Annotated in this window: 29 protein-coding genes and 1 riboswitch; of the genes, 1 reads left to right on the forward strand and 28 read right to left on the reverse strand. The window is 32.0% G+C overall.

Annotation, left to right across the window (positions count from 1 at the left end; translation table 11 throughout):
• Positions 1-4: 4 nt before the first annotated feature.
• The 28 genes from OW730_RS19940 to OW730_RS20070 all read right to left on the reverse strand — a co-directional run bounded on the left by OW730_RS19940 (position 5) and on the right by OW730_RS20070 (position 24,975).
• Entirely contained in the window at positions 5-151 is a 147-nt protein-coding gene (locus tag OW730_RS19940) for a hypothetical protein (RefSeq protein ID WP_271225801.1), read from the reverse strand.
• Positions 152-153: 2 nt separating this feature from the next.
• A complete protein-coding gene (locus OW730_RS19945; protein ID WP_271225802.1) occupies positions 154-492 on the reverse strand; it encodes a hypothetical protein in 339 nt (112 codons plus the stop codon).
• Between the two features lie 9 nt (positions 493-501).
• Positions 502-1,380 carry a tyrosine-type recombinase/integrase gene (locus OW730_RS19950; protein ID WP_271225803.1) on the reverse strand — a complete coding sequence of 293 codons (879 nt, stop codon included), beginning with the start codon at positions 1,378-1,380 and terminating at the stop codon, positions 502-504.
• Between the two features lie 442 nt (positions 1,381-1,822).
• Positions 1,823-2,068, reverse strand: a complete 246-nt coding sequence (locus tag OW730_RS19955; RefSeq protein WP_271225804.1) for a hypothetical protein — start codon at positions 2,066-2,068, stop codon at positions 1,823-1,825.
• 19 nt (positions 2,069-2,087) lie between these two features.
• Positions 2,088-3,614 carry a polymorphic toxin-type HINT domain-containing protein gene (locus OW730_RS19960; protein WP_271225805.1) on the reverse strand — a complete coding sequence of 509 codons (1,527 nt, stop codon included), beginning with the start codon at positions 3,612-3,614 and terminating at the stop codon, positions 2,088-2,090.
• A 1,052-nt stretch (positions 3,615-4,666) separates the two neighbouring features.
• Positions 4,667-4,897: a hypothetical protein gene (locus tag OW730_RS19965; protein ID WP_271225806.1), complete on the reverse strand. Its 231-nt coding sequence runs from the start codon at positions 4,895-4,897 to the stop codon at positions 4,667-4,669.
• A complete protein-coding gene (locus OW730_RS26965) occupies positions 4,897-5,334 on the reverse strand; it encodes a TNT domain-containing protein (protein ID WP_442945451.1) in 438 nt (145 codons plus the stop codon). Before OW730_RS26965 ends, OW730_RS19965 begins: the two co-directional genes overlap by 1 nt.
• A gap of 199 nt (positions 5,335-5,533) precedes the next feature.
• Positions 5,534-6,010 carry a hypothetical protein gene (locus OW730_RS19970; protein WP_271225807.1) on the reverse strand — a complete coding sequence of 159 codons (477 nt, stop codon included), beginning with the start codon at positions 6,008-6,010 and terminating at the stop codon, positions 5,534-5,536.
• An 11-nt stretch (positions 6,011-6,021) separates the two neighbouring features.
• Positions 6,022-6,633: a deaminase domain-containing protein gene (locus OW730_RS19975; RefSeq protein WP_271225808.1), complete on the reverse strand. Its 612-nt coding sequence runs from the start codon at positions 6,631-6,633 to the stop codon at positions 6,022-6,024.
• A gap of 306 nt (positions 6,634-6,939) precedes the next feature.
• Entirely contained in the window at positions 6,940-7,425 is a 486-nt protein-coding gene (locus OW730_RS19980; protein ID WP_271225809.1) for an SMI1/KNR4 family protein, read from the reverse strand.
• Positions 7,425-10,979, reverse strand: a complete 3,555-nt coding sequence (locus tag OW730_RS19985; RefSeq protein ID WP_271225810.1) for an HNH endonuclease — start codon at positions 10,977-10,979, stop codon at positions 7,425-7,427. The genes OW730_RS19980 and OW730_RS19985 overlap by 1 nt, the downstream gene beginning before the upstream one ends.
• An 18-nt stretch (positions 10,980-10,997) precedes the next feature.
• A complete protein-coding gene (locus OW730_RS19990) occupies positions 10,998-11,711 on the reverse strand; it encodes a hypothetical protein (RefSeq protein WP_271225811.1) in 714 nt (237 codons plus the stop codon).
• Between the two features lie 64 nt (positions 11,712-11,775).
• Positions 11,776-12,093: a DUF192 domain-containing protein gene (locus OW730_RS19995; protein ID WP_271225812.1), complete on the reverse strand. Its 318-nt coding sequence runs from the start codon at positions 12,091-12,093 to the stop codon at positions 11,776-11,778.
• Positions 12,090-12,479: a hypothetical protein gene (locus OW730_RS20000; protein ID WP_271225813.1), complete on the reverse strand. Its 390-nt coding sequence runs from the start codon at positions 12,477-12,479 to the stop codon at positions 12,090-12,092. The genes OW730_RS19995 and OW730_RS20000 overlap by 4 nt, the downstream gene beginning before the upstream one ends.
• A gap of 8 nt (positions 12,480-12,487) precedes the next feature.
• The gene (locus OW730_RS20005) at positions 12,488-12,916 is read right to left on the reverse strand and encodes a TadE/TadG family type IV pilus assembly protein (protein WP_271225814.1); all 429 of its coding nucleotides are present in this window, start codon (positions 12,914-12,916) and stop codon (positions 12,488-12,490) included.
• A gap of 17 nt (positions 12,917-12,933) precedes the next feature.
• Positions 12,934-13,821 carry a type II secretion system F family protein gene (locus OW730_RS20010; protein WP_271225815.1) on the reverse strand — a complete coding sequence of 296 codons (888 nt, stop codon included), beginning with the start codon at positions 13,819-13,821 and terminating at the stop codon, positions 12,934-12,936.
• 17 nt (positions 13,822-13,838) lie between these two features.
• The gene (locus tag OW730_RS20015) at positions 13,839-14,735 is read right to left on the reverse strand and encodes a type II secretion system F family protein (protein WP_271225816.1); all 897 of its coding nucleotides are present in this window, start codon (positions 14,733-14,735) and stop codon (positions 13,839-13,841) included.
• A 12-nt stretch (positions 14,736-14,747) separates the two neighbouring features.
• Positions 14,748-16,109 carry a CpaF family protein gene (locus OW730_RS20020; RefSeq protein ID WP_271225817.1) on the reverse strand — a complete coding sequence of 454 codons (1,362 nt, stop codon included), beginning with the start codon at positions 16,107-16,109 and terminating at the stop codon, positions 14,748-14,750.
• A 2-nt stretch (positions 16,110-16,111) separates the two neighbouring features.
• On the reverse strand, positions 16,112-17,290 hold the full coding sequence (locus OW730_RS20025; protein ID WP_271225818.1) for an AAA family ATPase: 1,179 nt from the start codon (positions 17,288-17,290) through the stop codon (positions 16,112-16,114).
• An 11-nt stretch (positions 17,291-17,301) separates the two neighbouring features.
• The gene (cpaB, locus tag OW730_RS20030) at positions 17,302-18,213 is read right to left on the reverse strand and encodes a Flp pilus assembly protein CpaB (RefSeq protein ID WP_271225819.1); all 912 of its coding nucleotides are present in this window, start codon (positions 18,211-18,213) and stop codon (positions 17,302-17,304) included.
• A gap of 26 nt (positions 18,214-18,239) precedes the next feature.
• Complete coding sequence (locus OW730_RS20035; RefSeq protein WP_271225820.1) at positions 18,240-18,659, reverse strand: TadE/TadG family type IV pilus assembly protein; 420 nt, start codon at positions 18,657-18,659, stop codon at positions 18,240-18,242.
• 61 nt (positions 18,660-18,720) lie between these two features.
• A complete protein-coding gene (locus OW730_RS20040; protein ID WP_271225821.1) occupies positions 18,721-19,227 on the reverse strand; it encodes an A24 family peptidase in 507 nt (168 codons plus the stop codon).
• Positions 19,228-19,231: 4 nt separating this feature from the next.
• Positions 19,232-19,396 carry a Flp family type IVb pilin gene (locus OW730_RS20045; protein ID WP_271225822.1) on the reverse strand — a complete coding sequence of 55 codons (165 nt, stop codon included), beginning with the start codon at positions 19,394-19,396 and terminating at the stop codon, positions 19,232-19,234.
• A 592-nt stretch (positions 19,397-19,988) separates the two neighbouring features.
• Complete coding sequence (gene ribH, locus OW730_RS20050; RefSeq protein ID WP_271225823.1) at positions 19,989-20,453, reverse strand: 6,7-dimethyl-8-ribityllumazine synthase; 465 nt, start codon at positions 20,451-20,453, stop codon at positions 19,989-19,991.
• A 145-nt stretch (positions 20,454-20,598) separates the two neighbouring features.
• Entirely contained in the window at positions 20,599-21,819 is a 1,221-nt protein-coding gene (locus OW730_RS20055) for a bifunctional 3,4-dihydroxy-2-butanone-4-phosphate synthase/GTP cyclohydrolase II (RefSeq protein ID WP_271225824.1), read from the reverse strand.
• A 9-nt stretch (positions 21,820-21,828) separates the two neighbouring features.
• A complete protein-coding gene (locus tag OW730_RS20060) occupies positions 21,829-22,467 on the reverse strand; it encodes a riboflavin synthase (protein WP_271225825.1) in 639 nt (212 codons plus the stop codon).
• 312 nt (positions 22,468-22,779) lie between these two features.
• Positions 22,780-23,886, reverse strand: a complete 1,107-nt coding sequence (gene ribD, locus OW730_RS20065) for a bifunctional diaminohydroxyphosphoribosylaminopyrimidine deaminase/5-amino-6-(5-phosphoribosylamino)uracil reductase RibD (RefSeq protein WP_271225826.1) — start codon at positions 23,884-23,886, stop codon at positions 22,780-22,782.
• Between the two features lie 188 nt (positions 23,887-24,074).
• A riboswitch (FMN riboswitch) is annotated at positions 24,075-24,191 on the reverse strand.
• Positions 24,192-24,273: 82 nt separating this feature from the next.
• Positions 24,274-24,975 (reverse strand): RDD family protein, encoded by a 702-nt coding sequence (locus OW730_RS20070; protein ID WP_271225827.1) that lies wholly within the window; start codon positions 24,973-24,975, stop codon positions 24,274-24,276.
• A gap of 101 nt (positions 24,976-25,076) precedes the next feature.
• Here OW730_RS20070 and OW730_RS20075 point away from each other — a divergent pair, with 101 nt between their 5' ends.
• Positions 25,077-26,030, forward strand: a complete 954-nt coding sequence (locus OW730_RS20075) for a stage II sporulation protein M (RefSeq protein ID WP_271225828.1) — start codon at positions 25,077-25,079, stop codon at positions 26,028-26,030.
• Positions 26,031-26,064: the final 34 nt, after the last annotated feature.

Here is a 26,064-nt window from a genome sequence, read left to right on the forward strand (position 1 = left end):
CCGTTTATCTCCAATATTTATTCGGAACTTTCTTTACTAACTCTGCAAAACTAACTCCACTTTCTTCTGATACATTTTTCACAGCAGCTGTAACTGTTGCACCTTCAATTATCTTTAAAATAATTTTCAATATCAAAATAGTTATCTCCATTATTATTCTCCTCTCTCTTTTAAATATCGTGCAAATATATTCTTAATTTCTTCTGCTGAAGAATATATAATGTATCCAAAAGAATCCCCACATATCAACGTTATCCTAAAGTAAATCATATTATCTAACTTCACTTTATCTACAAACTCTGGTTCAATATCTGCAATATTTAGATCCACCAGAACATCACTACTATCGGTATCTTCAATTACTATAATTTCACCTACTTCACTAAGTTCTTCTTCTCCAACTATTTCCCTGATGTAACTATCTATCTCATTTCTTAGACTCTCTAACCCTATCTTCTCAACATCTTCAACCTTACTTATTCTTATCATCATTTATTCCTCCTACAACATACTTACAGCCTTCATTTTTTCCTCTTTACTACTACCAATATAGAACTTTGCAGTAGTCTCAATACTACTATGTCCTGCTAATTTACTTACTGTTGTTAATGGTACTCCTCTTTGAATTAATCTTGTACAAAAAGTGTGTCTAAATGTATGTGGCTTTAGCTTTGTATCAAAACCACCTTTTCTAGTTACTTTCTCTAAAATTGTATTTACAGCATCTCTTTTAATTGCTCCTCTTTCACCTAATATCAAGAACTCTGAGTCTCTATGTGTATGCTCACATCTAATTGAAAGGTAATCTTTTATAGCTTCTACTACCTCATCTTTTAGTGGAATCTCTCTAAGCTTTCCACCCTTACCTATTATCTTTAAATATCCAGTTAAGAAATCAATATTTCTAACCTTAATACTGCATAGCTCACCTACTCTTACCCCTGTGTAAAGTAATAATAGGATTATCATCTTATCTCTAATGGATACTTTCCTCTTATCCTCAATGTAGAATAGCAATTTATCTACTAACTTCTCATTGTAAACCTCTACTTGTTTTTCTGAACCATTGGCTATTTTTATCCTATCTCTCTTAATATCAATGACTACTTCATCCATTGACCCTGTTTTTACTAAGTAATGATTAAATGAATGGATGCTGTTAATCTTCTTGTTGATGGTAGTTGGTTCATAGAAATTTTCTATTAAATAATTCTTGTAACTTACAACGTAGAATAGGTTTAGGTTTCCTTCAAAGAATGCTCCTTTAGTTTCTAAGTACTGTAGTAATCCTTTAACATCTCCTACATAGCTTTCTATTGTCTTAGGTCTTTTTCCATTGTTGATTAGATGTGATTTAAAATCTCTTAATATTTGTTCCATTCTTATTGCTCCTTTCATTTTTGGGTAAAGAAAAAGACTAACACAGGATTTAACTATGTTAGCCTTAGTTTTACTTTGTTCTATTTAATTTGACTACATTATTTAGGTTATGTGGTGAGCTTTTTATCTTCTAAAATAGTGAACGGTGATTCATTGACTAGATTGTGGTTACATTACCTTTGTTGGTAGTTATTTTGCAGTTAGATTTTATTTAAAAATGTAGTCACTACTTTGAAGCTTAGATTTAACATTTTAAAAATCGAATAATTTTTTAATTACCTTTCTAGTCAAATTAATTTTTTATTTTTCAAGTCACCTTACTACTAATCTTGAAAAGTTATCGCTTTTAACCCAAAAGAAAGTGATGGAATTGACAAAGGAAGTCATTCCATCACTTATATGCTTAACACAAATTATTTGTTAAATAACATTTAACCACTTATCAAGATGCACTAAATGCTTTTTCAGGAAACATGCCTGTTTCAGTATAAATACTCTCTATTTTACTTGCAATTTTAAATAGTTCTCTACTTCGATTCACATCATTCTCTTTTTCAATTATCAAAAGTTCTAGAGTTTCTTTGTTAAATCTTATCTTACCTGTCTGATTATCAATTTGTGAACCGTAAGAGTAGACTACATATTCTTCATTTTCAAATTCTTTTGTTGCATAAGCATTGATTCCCATTAGAAAATACCTCCTCTCTCTATAAAGATTGGATAAATGCTTGCCAATTAAAGATTTCATTAGCAGCATCATGAGCCACTCTTTGAGTAACACCATGTAATTTATAGTATGTTGACTCATATAGCTCATGCTTTAATAAAAGAATATCATTTTCATAGTATTCACCTTTTAAAAGTCTATCCCATGCTTGAGACATTTCATAATCTGGATCAAGCCTTCTTATTCCATCATCCAACTTCAGTTCGTCTATGAAAATATGATTCTTAATTTTTTCAATATCATTGAAATCCCAACCAGTATTTTCAGCTATTGCAGCAATATCATCTGAACTATTTCTGAAAGTAGAATACATATTCTTTGCTATATCATCAAGCTGCTTATAGTTATCATATGTTTCCTCAATAGGTATATACTTACCTTCCTTGTAAGTATAATTCATTGCCTCATCGGAATATTTTGTAGCTATTTGAGTAAGATTACTCGTCCCCTTAGCAACTTCATCTAACTGCTTTACAACTCCATCTAAATCTGGATTGTTCTTCCCTTTTATCTTTGTTATTAAGACATTTAATTCTGATTCGTCGAATTCACCCTTTTTAGCTGCTGCTATTAACTCATCTACTCTATCAAGTACTATTTCACCTGATTCATTTACTAAGCTATCTGTTACAGCATTGGCTACATTTTCAAAACAATCATTATGCACTAGAATCTCTTTATTACTTACATAGTAAGTATGCCAATCTTCTACTTCAAAATTATATACTGTTGTTGCTTCCTTTAATTCTTCTATATTGATTTCTTCAACATAACCTATTACACCATCGTATTTTACTAATTCTTCACCTTTTGTTAATTCTCCTGCTTTTATCCAACCTTTATTTTTTGTCCAGAACAGATGGCTTTCTGTTGTTACTATTTTTTCTCCATCTATTATTAGGTTTACTAATATCGAGGCTTGATTTCTAAATAATACTTTTACTTCTTTAAGCCCCTTTTCTCCAGTCTCTACATTTTGTGAATATACTTTATCTCCAATCTGTATTTCTTCTATTGGTCTTAATCCATTTGATGTTAGAACAAGGGTACCTTTTACAAAACACCATCTTTCTGCTTTTGTTACTACTTCATCTAATTGCTGTTCTACTAACCCAAGCTTTTCTTTAATTGCTCTATCCATTACAGATATTGCTTCATCAATTTTCTTTCCTAATCTTCCTAATAGGTTAATTGCTGATGATTTAATCTTGTTAGCAATTGTTGTTGTTAAGTTATTTATAGCCGTGATTGTTCCGGTTTTTATTTCTCTTAATTTTGTAATAAATTTAGTTTCTCCAACTATTCTTGCAAACTTAGCTATCTCATCTGTTTTATCAATATTTTTTATTAATGTTTTTACTGGTACTGCAAGTGCTGATCCTACTGCTGGCACTATTGATACTAAAGATAATATTCCATCTAAAAGATTTCCTCTCAAGAAACTTATTGATGCATTAACACCATCTAGAATATCTCCTAATGCTGGTATAAATCCAACTATGTCCAATGCTGTCTGTATCCAGTCTAAAGCTTTATCTACCGTAAATCCTTTATCTGATCCTTCTATATCATATCTTCTCTGGGTTATTACCCTTACTGTACCTTCTGCATTTAAAATCTCTTGTTCTTCTGATTTCGTTAATGAAGGGAATCTCCATGTATTACTGTCAAATTCATTTATACCCAGTACTACATTATATATTTTACTGCCTGTGTCTATATATACGTTATCTCCCTCATGTACACTTGTATATGATTCATTTGCGACTGTAATTATACTATTCTTTGGTACCGAAAGTTGTCCATCTTCATCTAAATCTACTCCACCACCATTCGGCTTTTCATTTCCACCACTTCCAGTATCTCCTGTATTACCTTTGTCACCTTCTTCTTTCTTTACTTTGTAGCTATAATATGTTCTTATAATTTTGTCTTTTTCTTTTACATCTACATCATATCTTGGATCATCTATCCATTCACGTTCGGTTTTTGCTGGTATTGTCTTTTTTCTTATTTCATATTGTGGCTCATCTACCCATACTTTTACCTGCTCTGTTTTCGCTGGGATTAATCTTTTTTCTATTCTTGTTGTTGGGGGGATCCACCTTAGCGCTTCGCTTAATTGAGAATGGATAATGTAAAATGAAAAACGCAGGTCATTTCTCTCTCGAGAAATCTCATCTTATAAAAACCTTTTACTTCCTATATATTGTTTCTATTTCTTTTATATTTCTTAAGCTCTCGCCTCTCGGCTAATAAACCTTCTTTGGCTTTTTGTTTCCGCGCTACTCTTCACTTTAACTATTGCTTACTCCTAATCCATCAAAGCTTACGCATTAAAGTCGCCTGTGCGCTTTCAATTGTATATCTTATAAAAAAAATGATGGAACGACTTGGTTTGTCAATTCCACCACTTTGTACTTGTGTTATGTAGATAGTTTAACTACATTATCGCAGTCAGATACAATAACACTACTCTGCAAATTTTTAATTGAGATTATCTGTAATGGCATATTCTCTCTTTAAAATTCGAACTCATATGCAATATCATAAATAATCTTATTTTTTAAACGTTCTTTTCATACACGACAAGAACTGTTCACAAGCTTCTTCTTCGCTAGCAAATGACTTTCCCCCTGTCTTATTACCTCTTTCACTATAATAGATTTCCCATTTGCCTTCATTATTTCCAATACAGTAAGCTTCATTAGGTAAGCCACCTACTGTCGAATATGCATCAGACGGTATGCCTAATATTTTTAGTTTCTTGTTAAGTTCCTTTGTATTCATTATTCAAATACCTCCTTAATGTAACCTCCATCTAATAATTCTTGGATAGACATTGTCAATTTATGTTGTATTCCTCCACCCACTTCATCAAACCATGGAGCTATCTTTCCACTTAGACCTTCAACTGGTTTAATTATTTCATAAACATGATATGGTTTTGCATCTGTCCCTGGTGCTAAAGACCTTTGACCATATGAAATACCTTCTGGCGAAACAAACGTTCCTGATTCGAAGCCATATCTGTCAATTCGAGTTCCGGGTTGTAATTGGATTTGTTTTGCTACACCTTCAAATCCATCATTAGCAGGCCATTTGATTGCACCTGATGCTTGGTCATAATATTGAGGGTTATCAAATACCTTTTTATATTGAAGGTATAGTTCATCAGAAGGTTTATAAGTCCACTTAGATAGTTTTAATCTATCTGCTTCTGATATAAGTTTACTCGTCCCCTCAGATGTAGGACTATTGCCACTATTATACCAGTTATTGGATTGTAATTCACTGCAGAAATATAATTATGCAGTGTAATTACATTTACCAAAAACAAAAGAAGTGATGGAACGACTATGATTGTCAATTCCACCACTTTTGTAATTATTTATGCAGTAAGTAGTTACTTATTTCTGTAGTGAGCTATGCAGATTTTATAGTATTAATCCTTATTTTGTGAATACTATTTGCACCTTTGTAAAAGTCAGCTTCTCCGATGAAATCTTTTTGACTTAGTCTCAACAGAGTATCATCATCATAGATTATAACTTTATCTTTAATTGGTTTGAGTCTTTCTTCTTCAAAGCAACTAATAAGATTTGACTTAACTGTTTCAAATCTGTCTTCCAAACACCTAACCCCAATCTCAATTCCTTCAAATTGGTCTTGAGGTAAAAGAAAAGTATTGACTATCAAAAACTCATTACTATCTACTTTAAGAAACACATATGCTTCTCCTGTTCCATAATCTTCTTTCTTATACTTTCCACCACAACCAAAGAAAATCTTTTCTTCAATGAAATCCTCATCTATGATAGAGTCAAACATTTTTCCCAACTCAATAAAAGCATCATCATCTAGATTACTTCTTTCATATGTTACGAATATTTCCTTATACAATTAATCACCTCCTAATCATGGTATAAATTAATTTTTATTTTAGGATATCTATCCATAAATTGAGATATAACCCCTTTACAACTTGAGCATGGGTCTAATTTTGTAAATAACTCTACAGTCCCAGTAGCATTAGGATTATTCCCAAGTTTTGCTGCTATTTCTTCTAGTATTTTTGCCTCAGTATCGAAGGTTCTATCAATGTTCTTTATAACGCTTGTATCAAATACTCTATCAGCTTCATTCCTTAGTAAAACAATATTTTCAGCATCTACAAAGTTTTGTGCCTGAGTTGCGTTAAAAGAACCTTTTCCAACATCCGAAAGGTCTGAGAACTTACTAAACGCTTTCATCTCTCCCGAATATCCACTTACATTGACATTTGCAACAGCATAATTACCATTAGTTCTTTTTTGAGCTTTAGTTAAAATATTCTCAACTCTTCCAGCGAATTCTTGAGCAGAATTAGATAGTGTTGAATGAAGCCCTGTACCATTCTTTATTATTCGATTAGTACGAACATCGCTGATTGCTTCAGTAATTGTTTTAGGTTGATTAGTTATATCACTAATCTCTTGCATGACTGCTTTTATTTCGGTAGTACTTATTTCGTCACCATTTTTCAAAATGATTTTACTAGTACTATCAAGCAATTCTGTTATTTCATCACTACTTTTCTTTGCAAGGTCAGCAACATTATCAACAAGTTTACTCGTCCCCTTAGGTGAGAAACTGTTGTGAGTTTTAAGCAGTTACTTTTATTTCATTCTACCATATATACCCATACACGACTGCATTATTTAAATTATGTGGTAAGTTTTTAGCTATTAAAAATAACAGAAGGTGATGCTTTGACTAAATTGTCGTAACATCACCTTTACTACTCATTATTTTGCAGTTAGATTACTTGTAATTATGCATTTAGTTATTAATTAAAATAGACTTTTTAAAAATTCATCAAATGAATTACTAATAGGTTTAATAGCCTTTTCTTGAACCTCTTTTAAATCAATTAATTTAAGTTGTTCTTGAGAATAATCTGATTCTATTACTCCTAATTCATGCTCCCAAAATATTATAGTTGGATTATCATTTGAACTCCTATAATCAAAACATATATAGTTTCCAGCTGGGTCACATCCAAAAGGAAATATATTCTCTGGTAATCGTTCTTTAATTCCACTATACATTTTTAATATATTATCTGGACTATTTTTATCATATGATAATAAACACCCAAATACTCTTTGCTTACCTTCAACTAAAAACTCTTCTGGTTCTGGACTACCACCATGGTTGTAAATAGCACACTGAACATAATCTTGTGGTAATTTAATACCCCACAAACTCTCTACTTCCATAATCTCATTCATACTTATCTTTTCATCTTCATAGTTCCATTCTACACAACTACTCATTATCTAATTCCTCCTCCCCAAATGGCATTACCGCCTAAATGATTAGCTTGATGAATCTCAGCATTAACTAATTGCATTTTTCCAGTTACTTGATGATGATGCCAAGTTAATCCTGTTATTCTAGGTTTTCCATCTATAATTTGTTGCAATTGTTTAGGTGTAAATAAGCTTTCTGGAATCTTACCATTCTTAATTGCATCATGCAATGCCATTGTACAATTTTCAAATTGCTCAATATCAGTTACATTTTTAATTAAATTCTCAGGTAAATCGTGCTCAAATATTAAATTCTTTCCTTCAAATATTGGAAATCCTAATATGTCATACTTAAGTCCATTTGCATGAACTCCTCCTGCTAATGATTGATTTAAAATAGTATTGCTAGTAGATGCATTTAAATACTTATTTGTGTTTTCTACTACACCCGTAAACTCATCAATACTTTTATATCCATAGTTCTTAATAGTAGTATTATTGACTGTTTTCAAGAAATCATCTACACTATTAAATCCTTTAGGAACAAGCCATCTCTTAACTAGATTTCCTGCTTCATCGAATCCCGAAGCAATAATATTATCAACCTTTGTAGAAACAAGTTTACTCGTCCCCTTATAAACCTCAACTCTTATACCCTTTGATTCTAAATATTCTTTAAGTTGTTTTGACGGCCCTTGTCTTTCATTTGTACCATCATCAAAGAAGTGCCATACTAGTTCCTGTACTTCTTCATTATTATCTCTTATTAAAACATCTTTGTCTATTTTCTTTTTGACTTCCGCACTTAGACATTGATATCCTACATTTGTTTCATGAGCTATTCCTTCGGACAATACTTCTACATATCTTCCACCATTTTCCGTTCTATAATACTTCCTAACGCCTCCACATATGCTCTTTATATATTCTCTAGCTTGAGCATCTGTTCTAAATGTCGTTTTCACTATTTTATTAAGAATGTCATCTAGATGATTTTTATAAGATATTTCAATGAACTCATCAAAGTTATTCTTAAATGTATCACCATCTACTTTTGATTTCTTGTTAGATAGTAGCACAGGAGGAATTATGGCACTCATTTGTTGTACTAAATCACCTATTGCATCTTTAATTATAGCAAATTGTGCCTTTCCTTCAACTCCTAATTTTGTTAATAATCTTAAAACATCATGTACTGCTCCCGTTCCTGTTAAAATATCCGCTACTTCACCTGCACCTAAAGTTACTATATCTTTTGCTGCATCTGCTACAAACATTCCTGGAATATAACCTACTGCAAATCCTATTTTCCCTACACTCATTTTATCAAGTACATCAGAGGCTATACCCATCAACAAGTCCTTTATTTCCTCTGCTTTTATGATTATTGACTTTACTTTTTCTACATCCAGTGTTAATAAAAATACTTGTGCTCTTATTGGTAATGTTAAATTAAACAACATTCCTTTCCATAGCTTTTCTAATATTCCTTCTAGTATTGGCTTAACATTTTTTACTGTATTTATTATATCTACAACTTCATCTGTTACTCCTTGAAGAAACCCCTTTATTAACCCAGCTACAAAGCTTATTGAACTTGAAGTCATGTATTGCCCATATTCTTCATCAAATTCTCTTTGAGTCAATACTCTTACACTTGGATTATCACTTAATAATTCTTCACATAACTCCTCTTGATCACCATTTGTTATATTTACTTTTAATGTTCCATCTATATGTGTTGATATACTTCCTTTTAACTTTTTGTTACCATCCATCAGAATGTAAACAACTTTTCCTGCTGCAATGCTATCTACCTTTTCTGTTTCTTCCCTTTCAATGTTTTCTTTGTCAATTTCTAGTTGGCCATCTATACCTATTCTTATACCATTGACCCATTTTGATGGCAAGTCTACCTTGGTATTCCCTGTATCTCCACTATCTCCACCACTTCCAGTATCTCCTGTATTACCTTTGTCACCTTCTTCTTTCTTTACTTTGTAGCTATAATATGTTCTTATAATTTTGTCTTTTTCTTTTACATCTACATCATATCTTGGATCATCTATCCATTCACGTTCGGTTTTTGCTGGTATTGTCTTTTTTCTTATTTCATATTGTGGCTCATCTACCCATACTTTTACCTGCTCTGTTTTCGCTGGGATTAATCTTTTTTCTATTCTTGTTGTTGGGGGGATCCACTTATCTCTCATTCCCATTATTGCTTCATGTTTGATATAATCATATTCTGCTGGTACTGTTACAGTTTTGTATATTGGTACTCTTACTCTTCTTGTACCCATTGTATATTCTGGTTTTATCCATCTTTTTCTTGTTTCTGTTTTAGCTGGGATTGTTCTTGTTCTTGTTTCATATTGAGGATCGTTCACCCATACTCTTACTCTTTTTGTTGTCTCTGGGATTCTTACGTAATCATATGTTGTTCTTGGTGGTATCCATTTGTCCCTCATTCCCATAACTGCTGGGTGTTTAACTGATTTATATACTGGGTCTACCCAAACTTTCTTTGTTATAGGATTTCCATATCTATCTGTTTTGGGAAGTCCCATATAGTCGTATTCTGTTATGTATTTATAGTATCCGTCTTTTACTTTAACTGTTTCTGTCCAAGCTTCTTTTACTACATATTCTTCTGGTACATAATATCCTGGGATTGTTTTTTCAACTTTCTTCCATTCAGCTGGTACTACTTGATCTACGTATTTGTAATAACCATCAGATACTTTTGCTAAGTATTCCTCTTCTTTTGCAGGTTCTAAAACATATTGGTATGTTTCCCAGTAACCACTTCTTACTAAAATATCGTAAGATTCATATCTTGTATCATAATGATCAATTACTCGTTTTTGGTATGCAGCTTCTACTTCGACTTTTTCTGTCCAAGCTTCTTTTACCACATATTCTTCTGGTACATAATAACCTGGTACTGTTACTTCTACATCTTCATATCTTTCAAGGGTAGTATGTTCTTCATATTTATAGTATCCATCCGCCACTTTTACTTTTTCATCTACTACCTTCTCTTCTTCTATTACAATGGTTTTTCCTGTGTAATAACCATCACTCACTTTTCTTGGTTGACCAATTATATTTTTTAATTCTTTTAATTGATTCTCTGTTAAATTATGTTTTGTTACTATCTTCGCTTCTTCTTCATAATAATCTATTGACAAAACTTCCTTATCATTTCCAATAAGGTTTAAAATTTCATCCTTTGTAGCTTTTTTTCCCTCAATAGTTCCATATTTAATCTCATCACCGGTAAACTCTGTACCTGGTAATACATCACCTGATGTACCTGAGCTATCTGCTGATAAACTACTTACACTATTAAGACTTTTTACATTGGTGTCATATCCCCATACTTTTTCTTGATTTTCTCCTATTGAGTAATCTTGCTCTGTGCTATTTACGCTTGTACCTTGGTTAAGTCTTTTACCTGATGTTGGTTCTGATGCTAGTGCTAATATTGGTTGTGTGAATTCTATGAACATTATTAATGACAGCACTAAGCTTATGATTTTTGCTTTGCTTTTTATATATTTACTGTTAAACATGTTAACTCCCTTCTGCTCTTAAAAGATTGTTTGGTATCTTTTAATGCATCTTCTTATTTTTATGGCGCTACAACTAACCACATTTTCCTTATATAGAGGCTTAATGCAGTTAAGTATATTGATTTTACTTTCATCTCCAGAATATTCTGTATTTTTACTCCTTCTATTACCGTTCTTGTATTGTGGTAATATTGCTATTTTGGAAGGTGATGCTGTATCTTTGTGATCTCTTTTGTTTGTTCTTTTCTTTTCATGGTTCTCGCTCTGGCTTTTTGTTTCCATTTTTGATAATGTGGATACTAGATTTTCTATAATTATATACTCTCTTAGAATACTTTCTTTGGCTTTGGTCAACCCTTTGATATACTTATCTTTATAGGTTTCATTTGTTTCCTTGATGATGTATATGGTGTTATCTAATATTCCTTTTACACTCCATGAGTGAGGTTCTGATACTTTCTCATATGCTTTTCTAACTGTTTCTTCTTTCGTTTCAATTTGTTCTTCAGGGTTAAGTTTATATGTTTGTCCATATTCTTTTTCCTTGAATGTGTTTTCTTCTTCTGTTAATTCTCCTTCACTTTTATCCACATGGTTACTCTTGATTGTGCTTCTCATCTTTTTGTTTGATTTTACTTCTTTTCCTTGGACATTTATTTTTGTTCCAAATGTTAATACTATGAGTGTAATGAGTAGTATGGATACTTTTCTTTTGTTATGTATAATTTTCATTGTTCTCACCTCCTTTCAAGTTTTTTTATATTAACTAGATACTAAAGATGTTAATATCTAGTCTCTACCAATTAATATAATCTCCTAGTTCACCTTCTATATTGAATCTTTTGGTGAATTCTATTACGTAATACCATTCTCTGTTTCCTTTTATTATTCTAAAGGGTTGTACATCTTTGTGTTTTTCTATTATTTTTTTCTCTTTATTTAACACAATTATGTCTATGGTTGCTTTCATAAAATGGGTATGGATTCCTCTGCATGGGTATATTATCAGAGGTTTTTTAATATCTTTTTCTTTTTTACCCATAAGACCTAAAAAGCGCTTTATCCATGTATCTGCAATTTTGATATCTTTAATCTTTATTTTTTTATTTTTCATATTTGTGGAATTTCTTTCATTAGCTTGTTTTCTTCTTTTTTATAGTTCATATAGCCTCTGATGTCTTTCGAACTTAACAGGATTATTCCTAAGGATAGGAATAGTATTCCAATTAATAATGTGATTATGCCCGTTATTAAAGATAATAGCATTCCCATTATTCCTCCTAAGATTGATAAGACGCTAATGGTTATTCTTGCCCAGTTTTTACCTTCAAGTATTTTTGTGAATAGCCAAAATGTTAATAGTGCTCTTATTATTCCTTTAAGCATAGATGGAAGCTCCATGGCTAATAACATCATTAGTACTGTAAACCCATCAATTCCTAAGAGTATTCCAAGTATTATTTTTATTTTTTTCTTTCCTTTACCGTAATAATCCAACATTTTTATAATCACTCTCCTACTGTTATGTCGTAATTTACATATATTGTTTTTTTCTTGATTCCAAAGATCTGCATAAATACCATTTCACATTCTGCTTTTGTTTTTATCCATCCAGAGTTGTGATTTACTGAATCTATTTTAAATTCTATTAGTTCTGCTTCTCTCATGTTTTCCTGAAGTAGTTTTATAACATTCTCTTCTGCCATTATTGGGTCTAAGTGTACTTTTCCTTCTTGTTCCCACAAATCTTTGTCATATGTTTTTGTTATTGACAGTATTGCGGCTTCTGATGCTGATGTTAATTGTATTTTCTTTACCATCATCAATCCTCCATCTATTATGACCCCTGCTAGTGCCATAAATATAAGCATCATAACTGCAAAGAAGGCTGCTGCTATTCCTCTTTGGTCTTTTTTAAGTCTAATTATTAAGTTCATAATATCCTCTCCCCCTTCTAGAACATCCTTAAAACAGAGAATATCATTGGGACTATAAGAAATATTATAAAGGCAGGAAATACCAGCAGCAATAGTGGCATAAACAGTTTCATAGATGCTTTCTCTGCAAGCTCTTTGGCTTTGTACTTCCTTTTGTCCCAGCTTTCTTTAGCTTGATTCCTAATTATTTGGGTTATTCCACTGTTACCTTTTTCCAATCCCTGTATTAGTGCTGAAACAAAGTAGTTAACTTCATCAACACTGCATCTTTGGGAAAGTTTTATGAAAGCTTCTTTCTGTGGAACTCCTATGTGTATTTCTTCTAATGTACTTCTAAGCTCTTTAGAGAACTCTCCATTATGCTGTTTTATTGTCTCGTCCAAAGCTGGTATCAGGTTCAATCCTGCATCTGTGATTATTGCAAGTGTACTCAATACGCTAGGAACTTCCTTTTGAATATTATTTTGTCTGTTTCTCCCTTTTGAGGTTATCCACTGTTCTGGTACGAAATATGCCATAAGGGATGCACTTATAATCATTAGAAGATTTAGTCCTGTCCATTCTCCTATAGTTAAGATGGTAAATATTAATCCTGTTGTACTCATTAGGAGAAATTTTGCTCCTATAAATTCCTCTACTGTTATGATGTTCTTTAAGCCTGCTGTGATTATTTTATCTCCTATCTTATCTTGGTTCTTAGTGATAAAACTTTCTGGGATATATTTTGTTATCTTTCTTACAATTCCAATAAATTTGTGAACTGTTTTATTATCGAAGTTTAATTGAACAGTTTCCTTCTCTTTATTCATAACATAATTGTATATGCTTTTTTTCTTAAACAATTCTCCAGGCAGGGTAATTACAAGCACTAGAATAAGTACCATACTGCAAATGATTATTTCCATATTCCCTCCTCAAGTTTTTAAACACTTATATTTATTATTCTTTTACCTATAAAATAATTTATTATTAGAAAACTTACTCCTAACATCATAAGGAACTTCCCTAGAACTGTTTCATACATGGGAGCCATATATGATGGGGCTATCATTGAGAGAATCAGAACCACGCAAACGGGCATGATTGTAAGTAACTTTGCTTCTGTCCGTTTACCTGCTGTTAGGGTACTTATCTCCCTTTTTACCTCTATCTTGTCGCTTATCATATCAGATACATTTCCCATAACCTCTGTCAGGTTTCCTCCGGTCTTTTCTGTTATGACTGCTGCGTTTACGAAGCTGTTTACATCTTCAAGTTTTACTCTCTCTTTGAATCTTATCAAGGCTTCTGTTACACTTTTTCCTATCTGCAGTTCATATACAATGAGCTCTAATTCATATATCATTGGTTTCTCTATCTGTTTTTTGTAGATATTTTTCAGTTCAGTCAAACTCCTCTCTAACGCTCCTGCTAAGGAGTTTCCTGCTTTGAGGGAGTTTGAGATTGAAAGAAGTGCTTCTCTGAACTGTATGTTTAACACCTCTTTTCTCTTTTCCATCTTCTTCTTCATCATAAATTTAGGATAGAAAAATCCTCCAAGACTGAACAATATAGCACTTCCTACACTTCTGAAAAAGAGTATTGCAAATATAAATATTATCATTGAAGATGCTATTGAGTATTTAAGGTACGATTTTTTATCAATTACGTAGCTTTTCTTTTTTCTCTTCTTATTTTTTTTATTCTTCTTTATTCCACTTATGTTCTCATAGAAAGAGGATAAGTAATCCCGTCTCACCCTCTCCCCGAATATAAGGTCTGCCACACTTATAGAAATCATGTAAGAACTTATGGCAGTAAGAATTACAATCACCAGCATTAAACTCTCCCCCTATAGATAGTCAGAATAGTTTTTTATTCCGGCTGTTATGAATTTCTTATTATTGTTTATCTCATTTTCTGTTCTAGTAAGTTCTCCTATTATTTCATCCTTCTCTTCATCATATCCAGTTTCTTTAAAAACATATAGGTCTTTAGTCTTTATCTCCTTATTCTCCATCCCTAGAACCTCTGTTATCTGTACAACCTTCCTTGTTCCATCTCTTAACTTGTTAAGGTGAATAATAATGTCTATAGAAGATGCTATTTGTCTTTTAATTGATTCAAGTGGGAGTTCCATTCCAGCCATTAATGCCATTGTTTCTAATCTTAGAAGCATATCCTCACTTGAATTGGCATGTCCCGTTGATAATGAACCATCATGTCCTGTGTTCATAGCTTGAAGCATATCCAATGCTTCTCCCCCTCTTATCTCACCCACAATTATTCTATTTGGTCGCATTCTAAGGGATGTCTTTACCAAGTCTCTGATATCAATCTGTCCTTTACTCTCAAGGTTTGCAGGTCTTGTTTCCAATCTCACCATATTTTCAACTTGAGTAAATTTCAGTTCTGCAGAGTCTTCTATTGTAATTATCCTCTCATCCTTAGGAATATACATGCTCAATGCATTCAAGAATGTTGTTTTCCCAGAGCCTGTTCCTCCTGAAACTATTATGTTGTATCTGCTCTTTACCATTATCTTCAACAGTTCTGCTGCTCTTTCTGATATAGTTCCAAAGTTCTGAAGTTCTTCCATTGTGTAAGGCTTTTCTGGGAATTTTCTTATTGTTACTGCTGTTCCATCTAGAGAGATTGTATCCAGTACAACGTTAACCCTTGAGCCATCTGGAAGTCTTGCATCAACAATTGGATTACTTTCATCAACTTTCCTGTTTATAGGGGAAACTATCTTGTCTATTACATTTCTCAATTCTTCTCCAGATGAGAATTGCAGTTCTTTCCCACGCTTATCTTTCGCTCTTTGAATCTTTCTATTCTTCTCTATGTATATACTCTTAGGTCCGTTTATCATTATCTCTGTAACTTCTTTATCTTTCAGCAATGGTTCAATTATCCCGAATCCGAAGATACTATTTATAAGGAGATCGTATATTTCATATTTATCATGTATGCTCAGTATTTCATTACGGAATTCATTGTTTATCTCTTCTTCTATCCACTTTATAGCTGAGTTTTCTATCTTCTCTTTTGCAGATTCAATATTGAATATATCAATATCCCTTGAATCGCTAATTTTATTCTTAACGGCATTCATTATCTGCATCTTCACTTCTTTGTTTCCAATACTTTCACTCTTTTTATTTCCAGATGCTTTGTCCTGAATGGATTTTATATATTTCTCTACACTCATAGCTAACTATACCTCTTCCAACTTCTCATCTCTCTCTTATCAAATAAAGGTAAAATCTCATTTGAGATTCCTTTTATATTCTTATTCACTCCATTAATTGATAAGGCTATTGGTACTCCATGGTTATCTGAATATTGTATATGATTACTGAAAGGAATAATTCCAGCCCAAGGCAAATTCAGTTCCATTGACAGCTGTTTACATGAGAATGCAGCTTTTCTGTTATATTTGTTTATCACCAGCTTACATTTATGAGATATCTGTATATGGTCCAATATCTCCTTAAACTTTATGAGTTTCCACCCTACTCCAATATCAGAAGAAGCACAGAGCAATATTTCATCAGATAGTTCTGCTACTGCAATATTCTTTTCATTCAGTTCATCTGATGTATCTATGATTATAAGGTCATATCCTAAAACTTGAGCTGCTTCAATAAGACACTCTACAGCTTTTCCATCCACCTTTTCGCTTTTTAGTGGAGAATCACTGTATATGACATCCATATGTGCTTCCTTCATCTCAAATCTATGGATATTCTCCTTAAGTTTTTCTTTAATTATCTTAGTTACGCTTCTTTCGTCCTCTCTCTCAATCTCGGATACAACTGAATCAATGCCTCTATTATCCGCTTTTATCTTCAACTTTACAGGTATGCTGCTGAAGGTTGAAAAATCAATTAACAGAACCTTTTTTCCTTTCTTTGCAATATGAATTCCAGCGTTTATTGCTATAGTGGATTTCCCTGTTCCTCCTGCAGCTGACATTACACTTACAACTTTTCCTTTGCCATTTTTAATCTTTTTCTTATTCTCAGAAGCTTTGTTTCTTACTAAAGGATTTTTCCCTAGTATCTTCATAGATAAGGAATTTATTGGAGAGTGTCTGTAATGAAGTTCTATCCCTTCCATCATTGACATGCCACCGTATTTATGATTCAGTTTATCTACAAGAAGTATACACTTTCCACTTATACTATGAAGCCACTTTAATTGTTCAAAATCACTAACATACTCTTCATCAATGACCAGGTAACTGAACTTTACTTCTTTAAGCTCTGAGAGATTTTTTAAGTAATGAATATTGTACTCATATATATTCCACTCATTAAATTTTTCTTTTATCCCATCATATATTTTTTCATCTTTATCCAATATTATTAGATTTTGCTTTGTATCCATCTCCCACACTCCTATCTCAGTAGATTAAGCAATTTTTCCTTTTGATCGGTGGTTATTTCACTAGCCTCAATAATCTTTATAATCATCTGTATATCCCTCTCCCCTTCAAGAGCTTTTAACAATTTCTCTTTTGTGTAAGGAGTAACTTCTTTACTTTTAATATACCTCTCAAGATTTTTCAGCATCTGATCAAAAGTCTCAGGTGGTCTTGCAGCATACGAAAGGATATGTACAGGCTTCACATTCTGAGTTCTACCCTTTAATGGATTAAGTGCCAAGTCCAAGATTCCATTTCTATTTCCTACTGTTAGCTGTACAGCCTCCTCTGGAGTTGCAAGTAATAGAACTCTCTGCTCTCTATTTACTTTTCCATCAACATCAACATCTATATTCTGAATATCAAAGATCTCCATATGCTGAAGAAGTATTCTAGAATACAACCCCCCTGTACTCTCATCTATTGATGTGTATATTACATCTACAAAATCCTCTTTTTTTAATGAATAGTTCAAGCCGCCAATACCGTCTACCTTTATTCCAACAACTCTCATACCTTCTGGAATGAAATAAGAGTCATTTACTTTCCCCTCGCTGTTCAAAGCTAAGGTTTTTCTCTGTCCATAAACTAATATGTTAGGTTTCTTTTCTATGGGTTGTCCATCTTCTAATCTCACACTTGCTATTGCTCCAATAACCTCTTCCTTTTTAGTGATAACTTTAGGATAAAGTTTCATTACATCTTTGTTAACTTTGATCTCTTTTACATTCTTCTCTGTTATCTTTGATCCACTTTCAATATTCCCATTTGCAACTATTATTGCCATCTCACCCTTTTTATCTTTAAGATAATTCAGTGTCAAAACTGAAGCCATGATAGCAACAACTACTGCAACCAAAACTCTTATAGTAATATTTTTGTACATTCATTCACCCCTAAATCCAATAAACTTTATTCAATCATATATACTGATTCATAATGAATTGGAATCTTTAATTTATCTTTGAATATGTCCCCTAAAAAAGGCAAGATAAGCTTAAAATCATAGGTAACATTCACCTTGATTAAGTCCTCCTCAACATTTATGTCTACATCTCTCTCCTTACCAGTCATTCCATTTGTTAAAAAAGTTAAAGCTGTAGATTCTATCTTTTCCATCTTCTCTTCTACAGTGTAAGTAGAATCATTCATAACCTCTGCTCCTACTCTTGCAGCCTGACTTGATGATAATACTACTAACATCTTCACGTAGATCATTACTCCCAAAGTTAGCACTCCAAAAATCACAAATAACACTAGTGGAAGTACCACTACAAACTCTGAAAGACTTTGTCCTCTCTCATCTTTGATTAATTTTTTTACTATATTCATTTTCCTCATCCATATCATTTTTTTTGAATCAATTACTTTTTAAACATTACCTTAGCCCCATTTAGATTAATGTTAATATTGTCCCTATTGCAATTGGAATTGAATATGGTATTCCTCTTTCATCTTCCTCAGGGTTTTCCATCTCATATGTCATTTCCTTAAAAGAATTCATTAAAAACACCTTTAGAAAATAGATTTTATAATGTTCAATCAGGTTCTTGATTCTCTTCCCCTTTATGATCATAACCACACCATAAAGTGCTCCTACTATGATCGTATATATAATGCAAGTTATAACCATCCTGCTCCCTATAAAGGTTCCAACTGTCATTAACAGTTTTACATCTCCTCCACCTATCCACCCTAAGGCGAATGGAATTAAAAAAAACAGGAATACTATCATTACTGCACCAAGAGAATCAAACCCTCCTCTTATTCCATTCTCAAAAGAAGAAAATGCAATTCCAATAATAATAAATGGAGCCAGCAATTTGTTTGGTATTGTTCTTTTGCTAATATCCTTTATTACACTGAATATTAGCAAAATTGAAAGTATGATAATATTCATCTTTCTAAATACTTAATGCATTTGCTATTTTAGTGAACAAAGCAACAATTTTGTCTTTAAGCAAAGTAACCACTGCTATAACCCCTAAAAGAATAATTCCCAATAGTAATGCATACTCACTTAATGCTTGTCCTCTCTCATCTTTAATTAAACTTTTTAAAAATTTCATAAAAAACACCCTTCCTTTTCATATTTTTTTACATTTGCCTCATTAATTGTAAACCATCAAAAAACATGTTGTCAATACACATTTTTACATTAAATGACACTTTTACATTTTACAGTTTTAATAGTATGTAATAATATTAAAACTATAATGAACACTTTGTCTTTTTTAGTATTCTTTTTCAACATTTTTTCTAATATTTAGTAATTAATATGTATTTTTTTGTCATTATAATTTATATATTATAACTCATAGAAAGTTTTGTTTCATTGTGAAGATTTTATGTTTTTTTTGCTTCATTTTATTTTTTACATTTTAATTATTTCGATTCCAAAAACATTCTTTATTTGATATTCTTATGGATGATTATAAATACTAGTGATATAATCAATAAGGGTTGTTTTCATTTTTTTACATTTTAATTAGTAAATATCTCATCCTAAATAGATTTTACTGGTTTTAAACACCACTAGCTACATTTAATTACATTATTGTAATTAAATCCTTATTTATAATGCATTCTGATTGATTCTCTAACAAAAAAACACCAGCTAAATTACATTAGCTGGTGTATATTATTCTTCTAGTAAGCCTCTTACTGAATTTCCTTTATCAAATTACTCATCTCTATTGCTGCCATAGCAACTTCAGCACCTTTATTTCCTGCTTTCGTTCCTGCTCTTTCAATTGCTTGCTCAATATTTTCAGTTGTTAATACCCCAAACATAACAGGTATTCCACTTTCAAGTGAAACTGATGCAATTCCTTTTGACACTTCATTGCAAACATAATCATAATGTGTAGTTGCTCCTCTTATAACTGCCCCTAAACATATTACATTATCATACTTCCCACTATCAGCAAGTTTCTTTGCTATCAAAGGAATCTCATAAGCTCCTGGAACCCATACTAAATCAATATCTTCATCATTACAACCATGTCTTACAAGAGTATCATTTGCTCCCTCAATTAATTTCCCTACAATAAACTCATTAAATCTAGATGCAATAATCGCAACCTTCATTCCTTCAGCAAGTAATTTTCCACCTATTATTTTCATCCCTAACAACTCCTTAAAATCTATTTTTATAATTATTTCATTTTTATTTATTATTTAATCTATCAATCAAAGATATTCTGAAGCATGAAGAATATCCTCAATATTTCTTCTCTATTCTTTCTTCTTTATTCTTTGTATTTATTCTTTATTCTTTTTTCTTTTTTCTTTCTAATTCCAAGATGTGCCCCATTTTTTCTTTCTTTGTTGATAGATATCTAAGATTTTCACATGTATGCTCAACCTCTATTGATACTCTTTCTGTAATTTCCAGTCCAAATGCTTTAAGTCCACTTATCTTTTTAGGGTTATTTGTCAGAAGTCTAATTTTTCTTAAGCCTAATTCACTTAATATTTGAGCTCCTATTCCATATTCTCTAAGATCCTCATCAAAACCTAAATTAATATTTGCTTCAACTGTATCCTGTCCTTGATCTTGAAGTTCATAAGCTTTTATCTTATTTATTAATCCTATTCCTCTACCTTCTTGTCTTAAGTAAAGGAGAACTCCTTTCCCTTCTCTGTTGATCATATCTAGGGCGTTATCTAATTGGTCACCGCAATCGCATCTTAAAGAGCCAAAGGCATCACCTGTCAAACACTCTGAATGAACTCTCACAATAGTACTCTCATTTTCATCTATTTCACCTTTTACTAAAGCAACATGATGTTCTCCATTTATTTTATTGATAAATCCTACCATCTTAAACTCGCCATGTTTTGTTGGCATCTTTGCTTCTGCAACTCGTTCAACTAAACATTCATTTTGTCTTCTATACTTTATTAAATCTTCAATTGTAATTATTTTAAGATTATGTTCTTTTCCAAATGAAATGAGGTCATCGCGTCTTCTCATCTCTCCGTTTTCACCTATTATTTCACAGATTACTCCCACTTCTTTTAATCCAGCAAGTCTGCATAAATCTATAGAAGCTTCTGTGTGTCCAGCTCTCTTTAATACTCCGCCTTTCTTTCCTATCAGTGGAAATATATGTCCTGGTCTTGTAAAAGATTTTTCATTCAATGATTCTTCACATAAATCCTTAATGGTCATACTTCTTTCTGAAGCAGATATACCTGTTGTTGCTTTTACACTATCTATTGAAACCGTAAATGCAGTACGCTTTGGATCACTATTTTCAAATACCATAGGTGGAAGTTCAGCCTTTTCAGCTATTTCCTGGGTAATAGGAGTACAAATTAACCCTCCACCTTGTTTAATCATAAAATTGATATGTTCTGGAGTTACAACTTCACCAGCCATAACAAGATCCCCTTCATTCTCTCTATCCTCATCATCAACCACTATAACCATTTTCCCATTTCTGATATCTTCAATTGCTTCTTCAATTCTATCAAACATCATCATCTTCCTCCTTTACATAAATCCATTTTTTTTAAGAAAAGACATATCTATATTACTTTTATTTTGATTTCCTAAAATTCTTTCAACATATTTTCCGATAATATCAAACTCTAAATTAACCCAGTCTCCACTGTTTTTCTTAGATATTATAGTATCCTCACTGGTTGTTGGAATTATTGATATGGTAAAGGTATTATTTCTAATTTCCATAATAGTTAAACTAATACCATCAACCCCAATGGAGCCTTTATTAACAACCCTGCTAATATATTCAACAGGAAATTCTATTTCATATTTCACAGCATTTCCATCTCTATATTTTCTCTTTACCTGTCCTACACAATCTATATGTCCTGTTATTATGTGACCACCTAATCTGTCACCCATACACAATGCTCTTTCAAGGTTTACTGAATCCCCTTCTTTACACCATTTAAATGTAGAAGCTTTAACCGTTTCATTCATAACATCAGCAACAAAGTGTTTTTCTCCAAAAGAATTTATTGTTAAACAAACTCCATTTACACTTATACTGTCACCTTTCCGAGCACCCTTTAAAACTTCTTTACATTCCATTGTAAAAGACCTTTTATCTCCACTGTCTGATATTTTTTTAATACTTCCAACTTCCTCGATAATTCCAGTGAACATACCACTCCTCCTAACATCTGAAAACAAATTGAGATTTCGAATGGTTCTATATTAAGACCCAAACCTTATTTTATTGTTCTATAGTACAATTTTTTTCTGATTTAATCCTAGGATAAACCTAGGATTTAAACTACAATGTTTCATAATCTATGAAACGAGTAAAGCCTATTGTCTAAGAAACAATAAGATTAAAATTTCTCAGAGAGAAATGTCAATCATTCTCCATTCTCAATTATCAATTCTCCATTACATCATTTTTTTGTATTTAATTCTTTAAATGTTTATTTCAACTCTCTAATTCTTTAGACAATATTACTTTTTAACGTATCCTTCTACTAAAAAATCAGTTCCTATTTTCACTATATTTATATCTTCAAGTTCTGTAGTTTCTATTAATTTTTCAAATCCATTTCCTTCAACAGATGTTTTTGAACTTGCACCTCCAATAATTTTAGGGGCAAAATACATCATTATTTTATTTACAACTCCCTGTTCAAATGCTGAGAAATGAATATTTCCTCCTCCTTCTATAAGCAGGCTGTCTATCCCCATCTCTCCTAATTTATTAATTAAAAACTTTAAATCTACTTTACCTTTATATAATGGAGTTTTAATTACTGTTGCTCCCATTTGTTTATATTTCTCAATCTTTTCACTTTCAATACACTCTCCTACTCCTAATATAACCTTATCTCCACTATCTATTAGAAGTTTACAATCTAAAGGTGTTCTTCCATTAGTATCTACTATCACCTTTACAGGATCACATGGATTTTCCGATATGTTCCTAACTGTCAATGAAGGATCATCTTCAATAACAGTGTTCACACCCACCATAATAGCCATAACTCTATTTCTGATTGTATGAGCATGATGCCTTGATTCTTCACATGTAATCCACTTTGATTCACCAGTACATGTGCTTATTTTCCCATCAAGAGAAGAACCGCTCTTCATAATGACGAAGACTTCTTTGTTCTTTATGTACCTTAAAAATATTTCATTTGACTTTCTAATTTCCTCTTCCATCATACCAACATGAACCTTAATTCCATGTTTTCTTAATATATCCACACCTTTTCCACTTACTTTATCATGAGGATCCAAGCATCCTACATAAACCTCACTAATACCATTTTCCATAATAGCCTCAGTACAAGGTGGAGTTTTTCCATAATGACAGCATGGCTCTAAAGTAACATACATTGTTGCCCCTTTAAGCATGTGACTATTTGAATTATCCTTTGCATTTTTAATTGCGTTCCTTTCAGCATGGTACTTTCCATACTTTTCATGATAACCTTCTCCTACAATGATTCCATCTTTTACTATGACAGCCCCAACTATAGGGTTTGGATTAACATGCCCATATCCTTTTTTACTTAACTCTATTGCTCTTTTCATAAATTGGGTATCCATATTTTTTGTCCTCCATCAGAAGAAAGTGGTCTTCAGGACAAATAAGAGAATTGTACAGTTTCAAACTGTAACTAAGAAGTGTATTTTAAACTAATATTATTCATCAGTTTAAATATAAGAAAGCCCTGGAGTAAAAAACTCCAGGGCACTATATACGTAAATATAGAATATAAAAAAATATTCTAACTCTTATCCTTCTCTCATCCAGACTATACTGTCGGCTCTGGAATTACACCAGATCATGCTGTTGCCAGCTCGCGGGCTTTACCGCCGGTAGGGAATTACACCCTGCCCTGAAGGTACTATTTAATTTAATTGAATTCTAACACATGTTAAAATTAGTGTCAACCCTAAGGTGGCTTAAAAATTACCACAACACTCTTTTAATTATAATAATTTCTTCATCTTCTCCTCAAAAGAATAGCCATCATCAGGGAATTCATAATGTTTCTTAAAATAAGTCATTAAATCATTTAGTACCTTATCTTTATGTTCCCCTAATTCCTCTTTTCTATTAAAATAATCTCTAATTATATCTTTTTCCTCTTCTGTGATAAATATATTTGAATCTGGTGTTTCATTAGCAAATAAATTGTTATTATAAGCTAAAACCTCTTCCCCCTCACCAACAACAACTGTAGAAGATACTATGTCGCCTAATCTTTTCTTATCTTTTCTGAAGAACATCATGATAATACCTACAAAATAATTATCAATGATAACTCTAAAAAGATTTCTAACAAGTGAATGTTTTAGTGTAATAGGCATACCATTATTTCTTATAGTTCTTAATTTTAAAACTCGCTTACCTGGTGTCGCTCCATTCATAGTACTTTCAAATATAATAAAATATAAATAATTAATGCCCCAAAAAATTATGAGAAATATTCCTATTGCCCACCCGAAATTTTCTTCTAAATAAGCTCTATCAGTCTTAAATACAGCAAAAATGATACCACCTACAAGTATCAATTGTATTACCCACTGAATTAAATAATCTATCATAACAGCTGCAGCTCTTGCCCCTAGTCCAGCTCTAGTATATTCAATTTCAATATTTTCTGGAGATATAACTTTAAATTTATCCATTTTAACACTCCTTCTAATGAATTATTTGTTTATTAAGCCATATTTTGTTACAATGGATATGATTAAAACATATCCAACATTCATAAATGAGGTGACCCTATATGAAAAAAGAGAATTTTATTAATATACATAAACCTGATTGGGATAAACTATCAATGCTTACTGAAAAGATACAGAAAAAAGGATTCAAATCTCTTGATTCCCAAGAGGTTAAAAACTTTCTTCATCTTTTTAGATTAACAAGCCATAACCTTTCATATTCAAAAACACATTATGGCTCATGTGAATTAACTACATACTTGAATTCACTAATTGGTAGATCCCATAATTATATTTACTCTGTAAAAAGAAGTTCTTTTAAAGAGCTACTCCAATATTTCACAAGAAAGTTTCCAGCTCTACTTAAAGAACATAGAAAAATGATTTTTATATCAACATTTATTTTCTTATTAGGCTTTATAATAAGTTTCCTAATGGTTTATTTCGATAAATCCTCAGCCTTATATTTTTTACCAGCTGCATATGTAGAATCGGCATCACAGGACCTTGGCAGCGGTGCTGAGTGGAATGCCCCTATGATGTCCAGCTTTATTATGCTAAATAACATAACCGTATCCTTCAAAGCCTTTGTATTTGGCATAACCCTTGGTTTAGGTACAATCTATGTACTCTTTATGAACGGTGCTCTGCTTGGTGCTCTAGCTTCACTTGTTTTCATGCAAAATAACAATTTAGTTTTCTGGTCTCTGATACTTCCTCATGGAGTAATTGAACTAACAGCTATCTTCATAGCTGGTGGTGCCGGCTTGATAATTGGAAAATCAATAATCAACCCTGGTGATCTTAAAAGAAAAGATTCCATAATTAAAGGTTGTATCCAAGGAGCCTCTCTCTTAGGTGGAGTATGCTTCTTATTGGTGATAGCAGGCATTATTGAAGGCTTCTTCACACCATTAAAAATATCACCACAAGCTAAACTGATTTTTGCGTTAATGACAGCTGTAGTTTTAGGCTTATACTTTTTACAACCGACTCTTAAGAAAAAAAACAAATAGGTAATTATGAATGCTTCTGCTTTATGGCAGAAGC

Source organism: Oceanirhabdus sp. W0125-5 (assembly GCF_027938815.1).
Lineage (GTDB): Bacteria > Bacillota > Clostridia > Clostridiales > Clostridiaceae > Oceanirhabdus.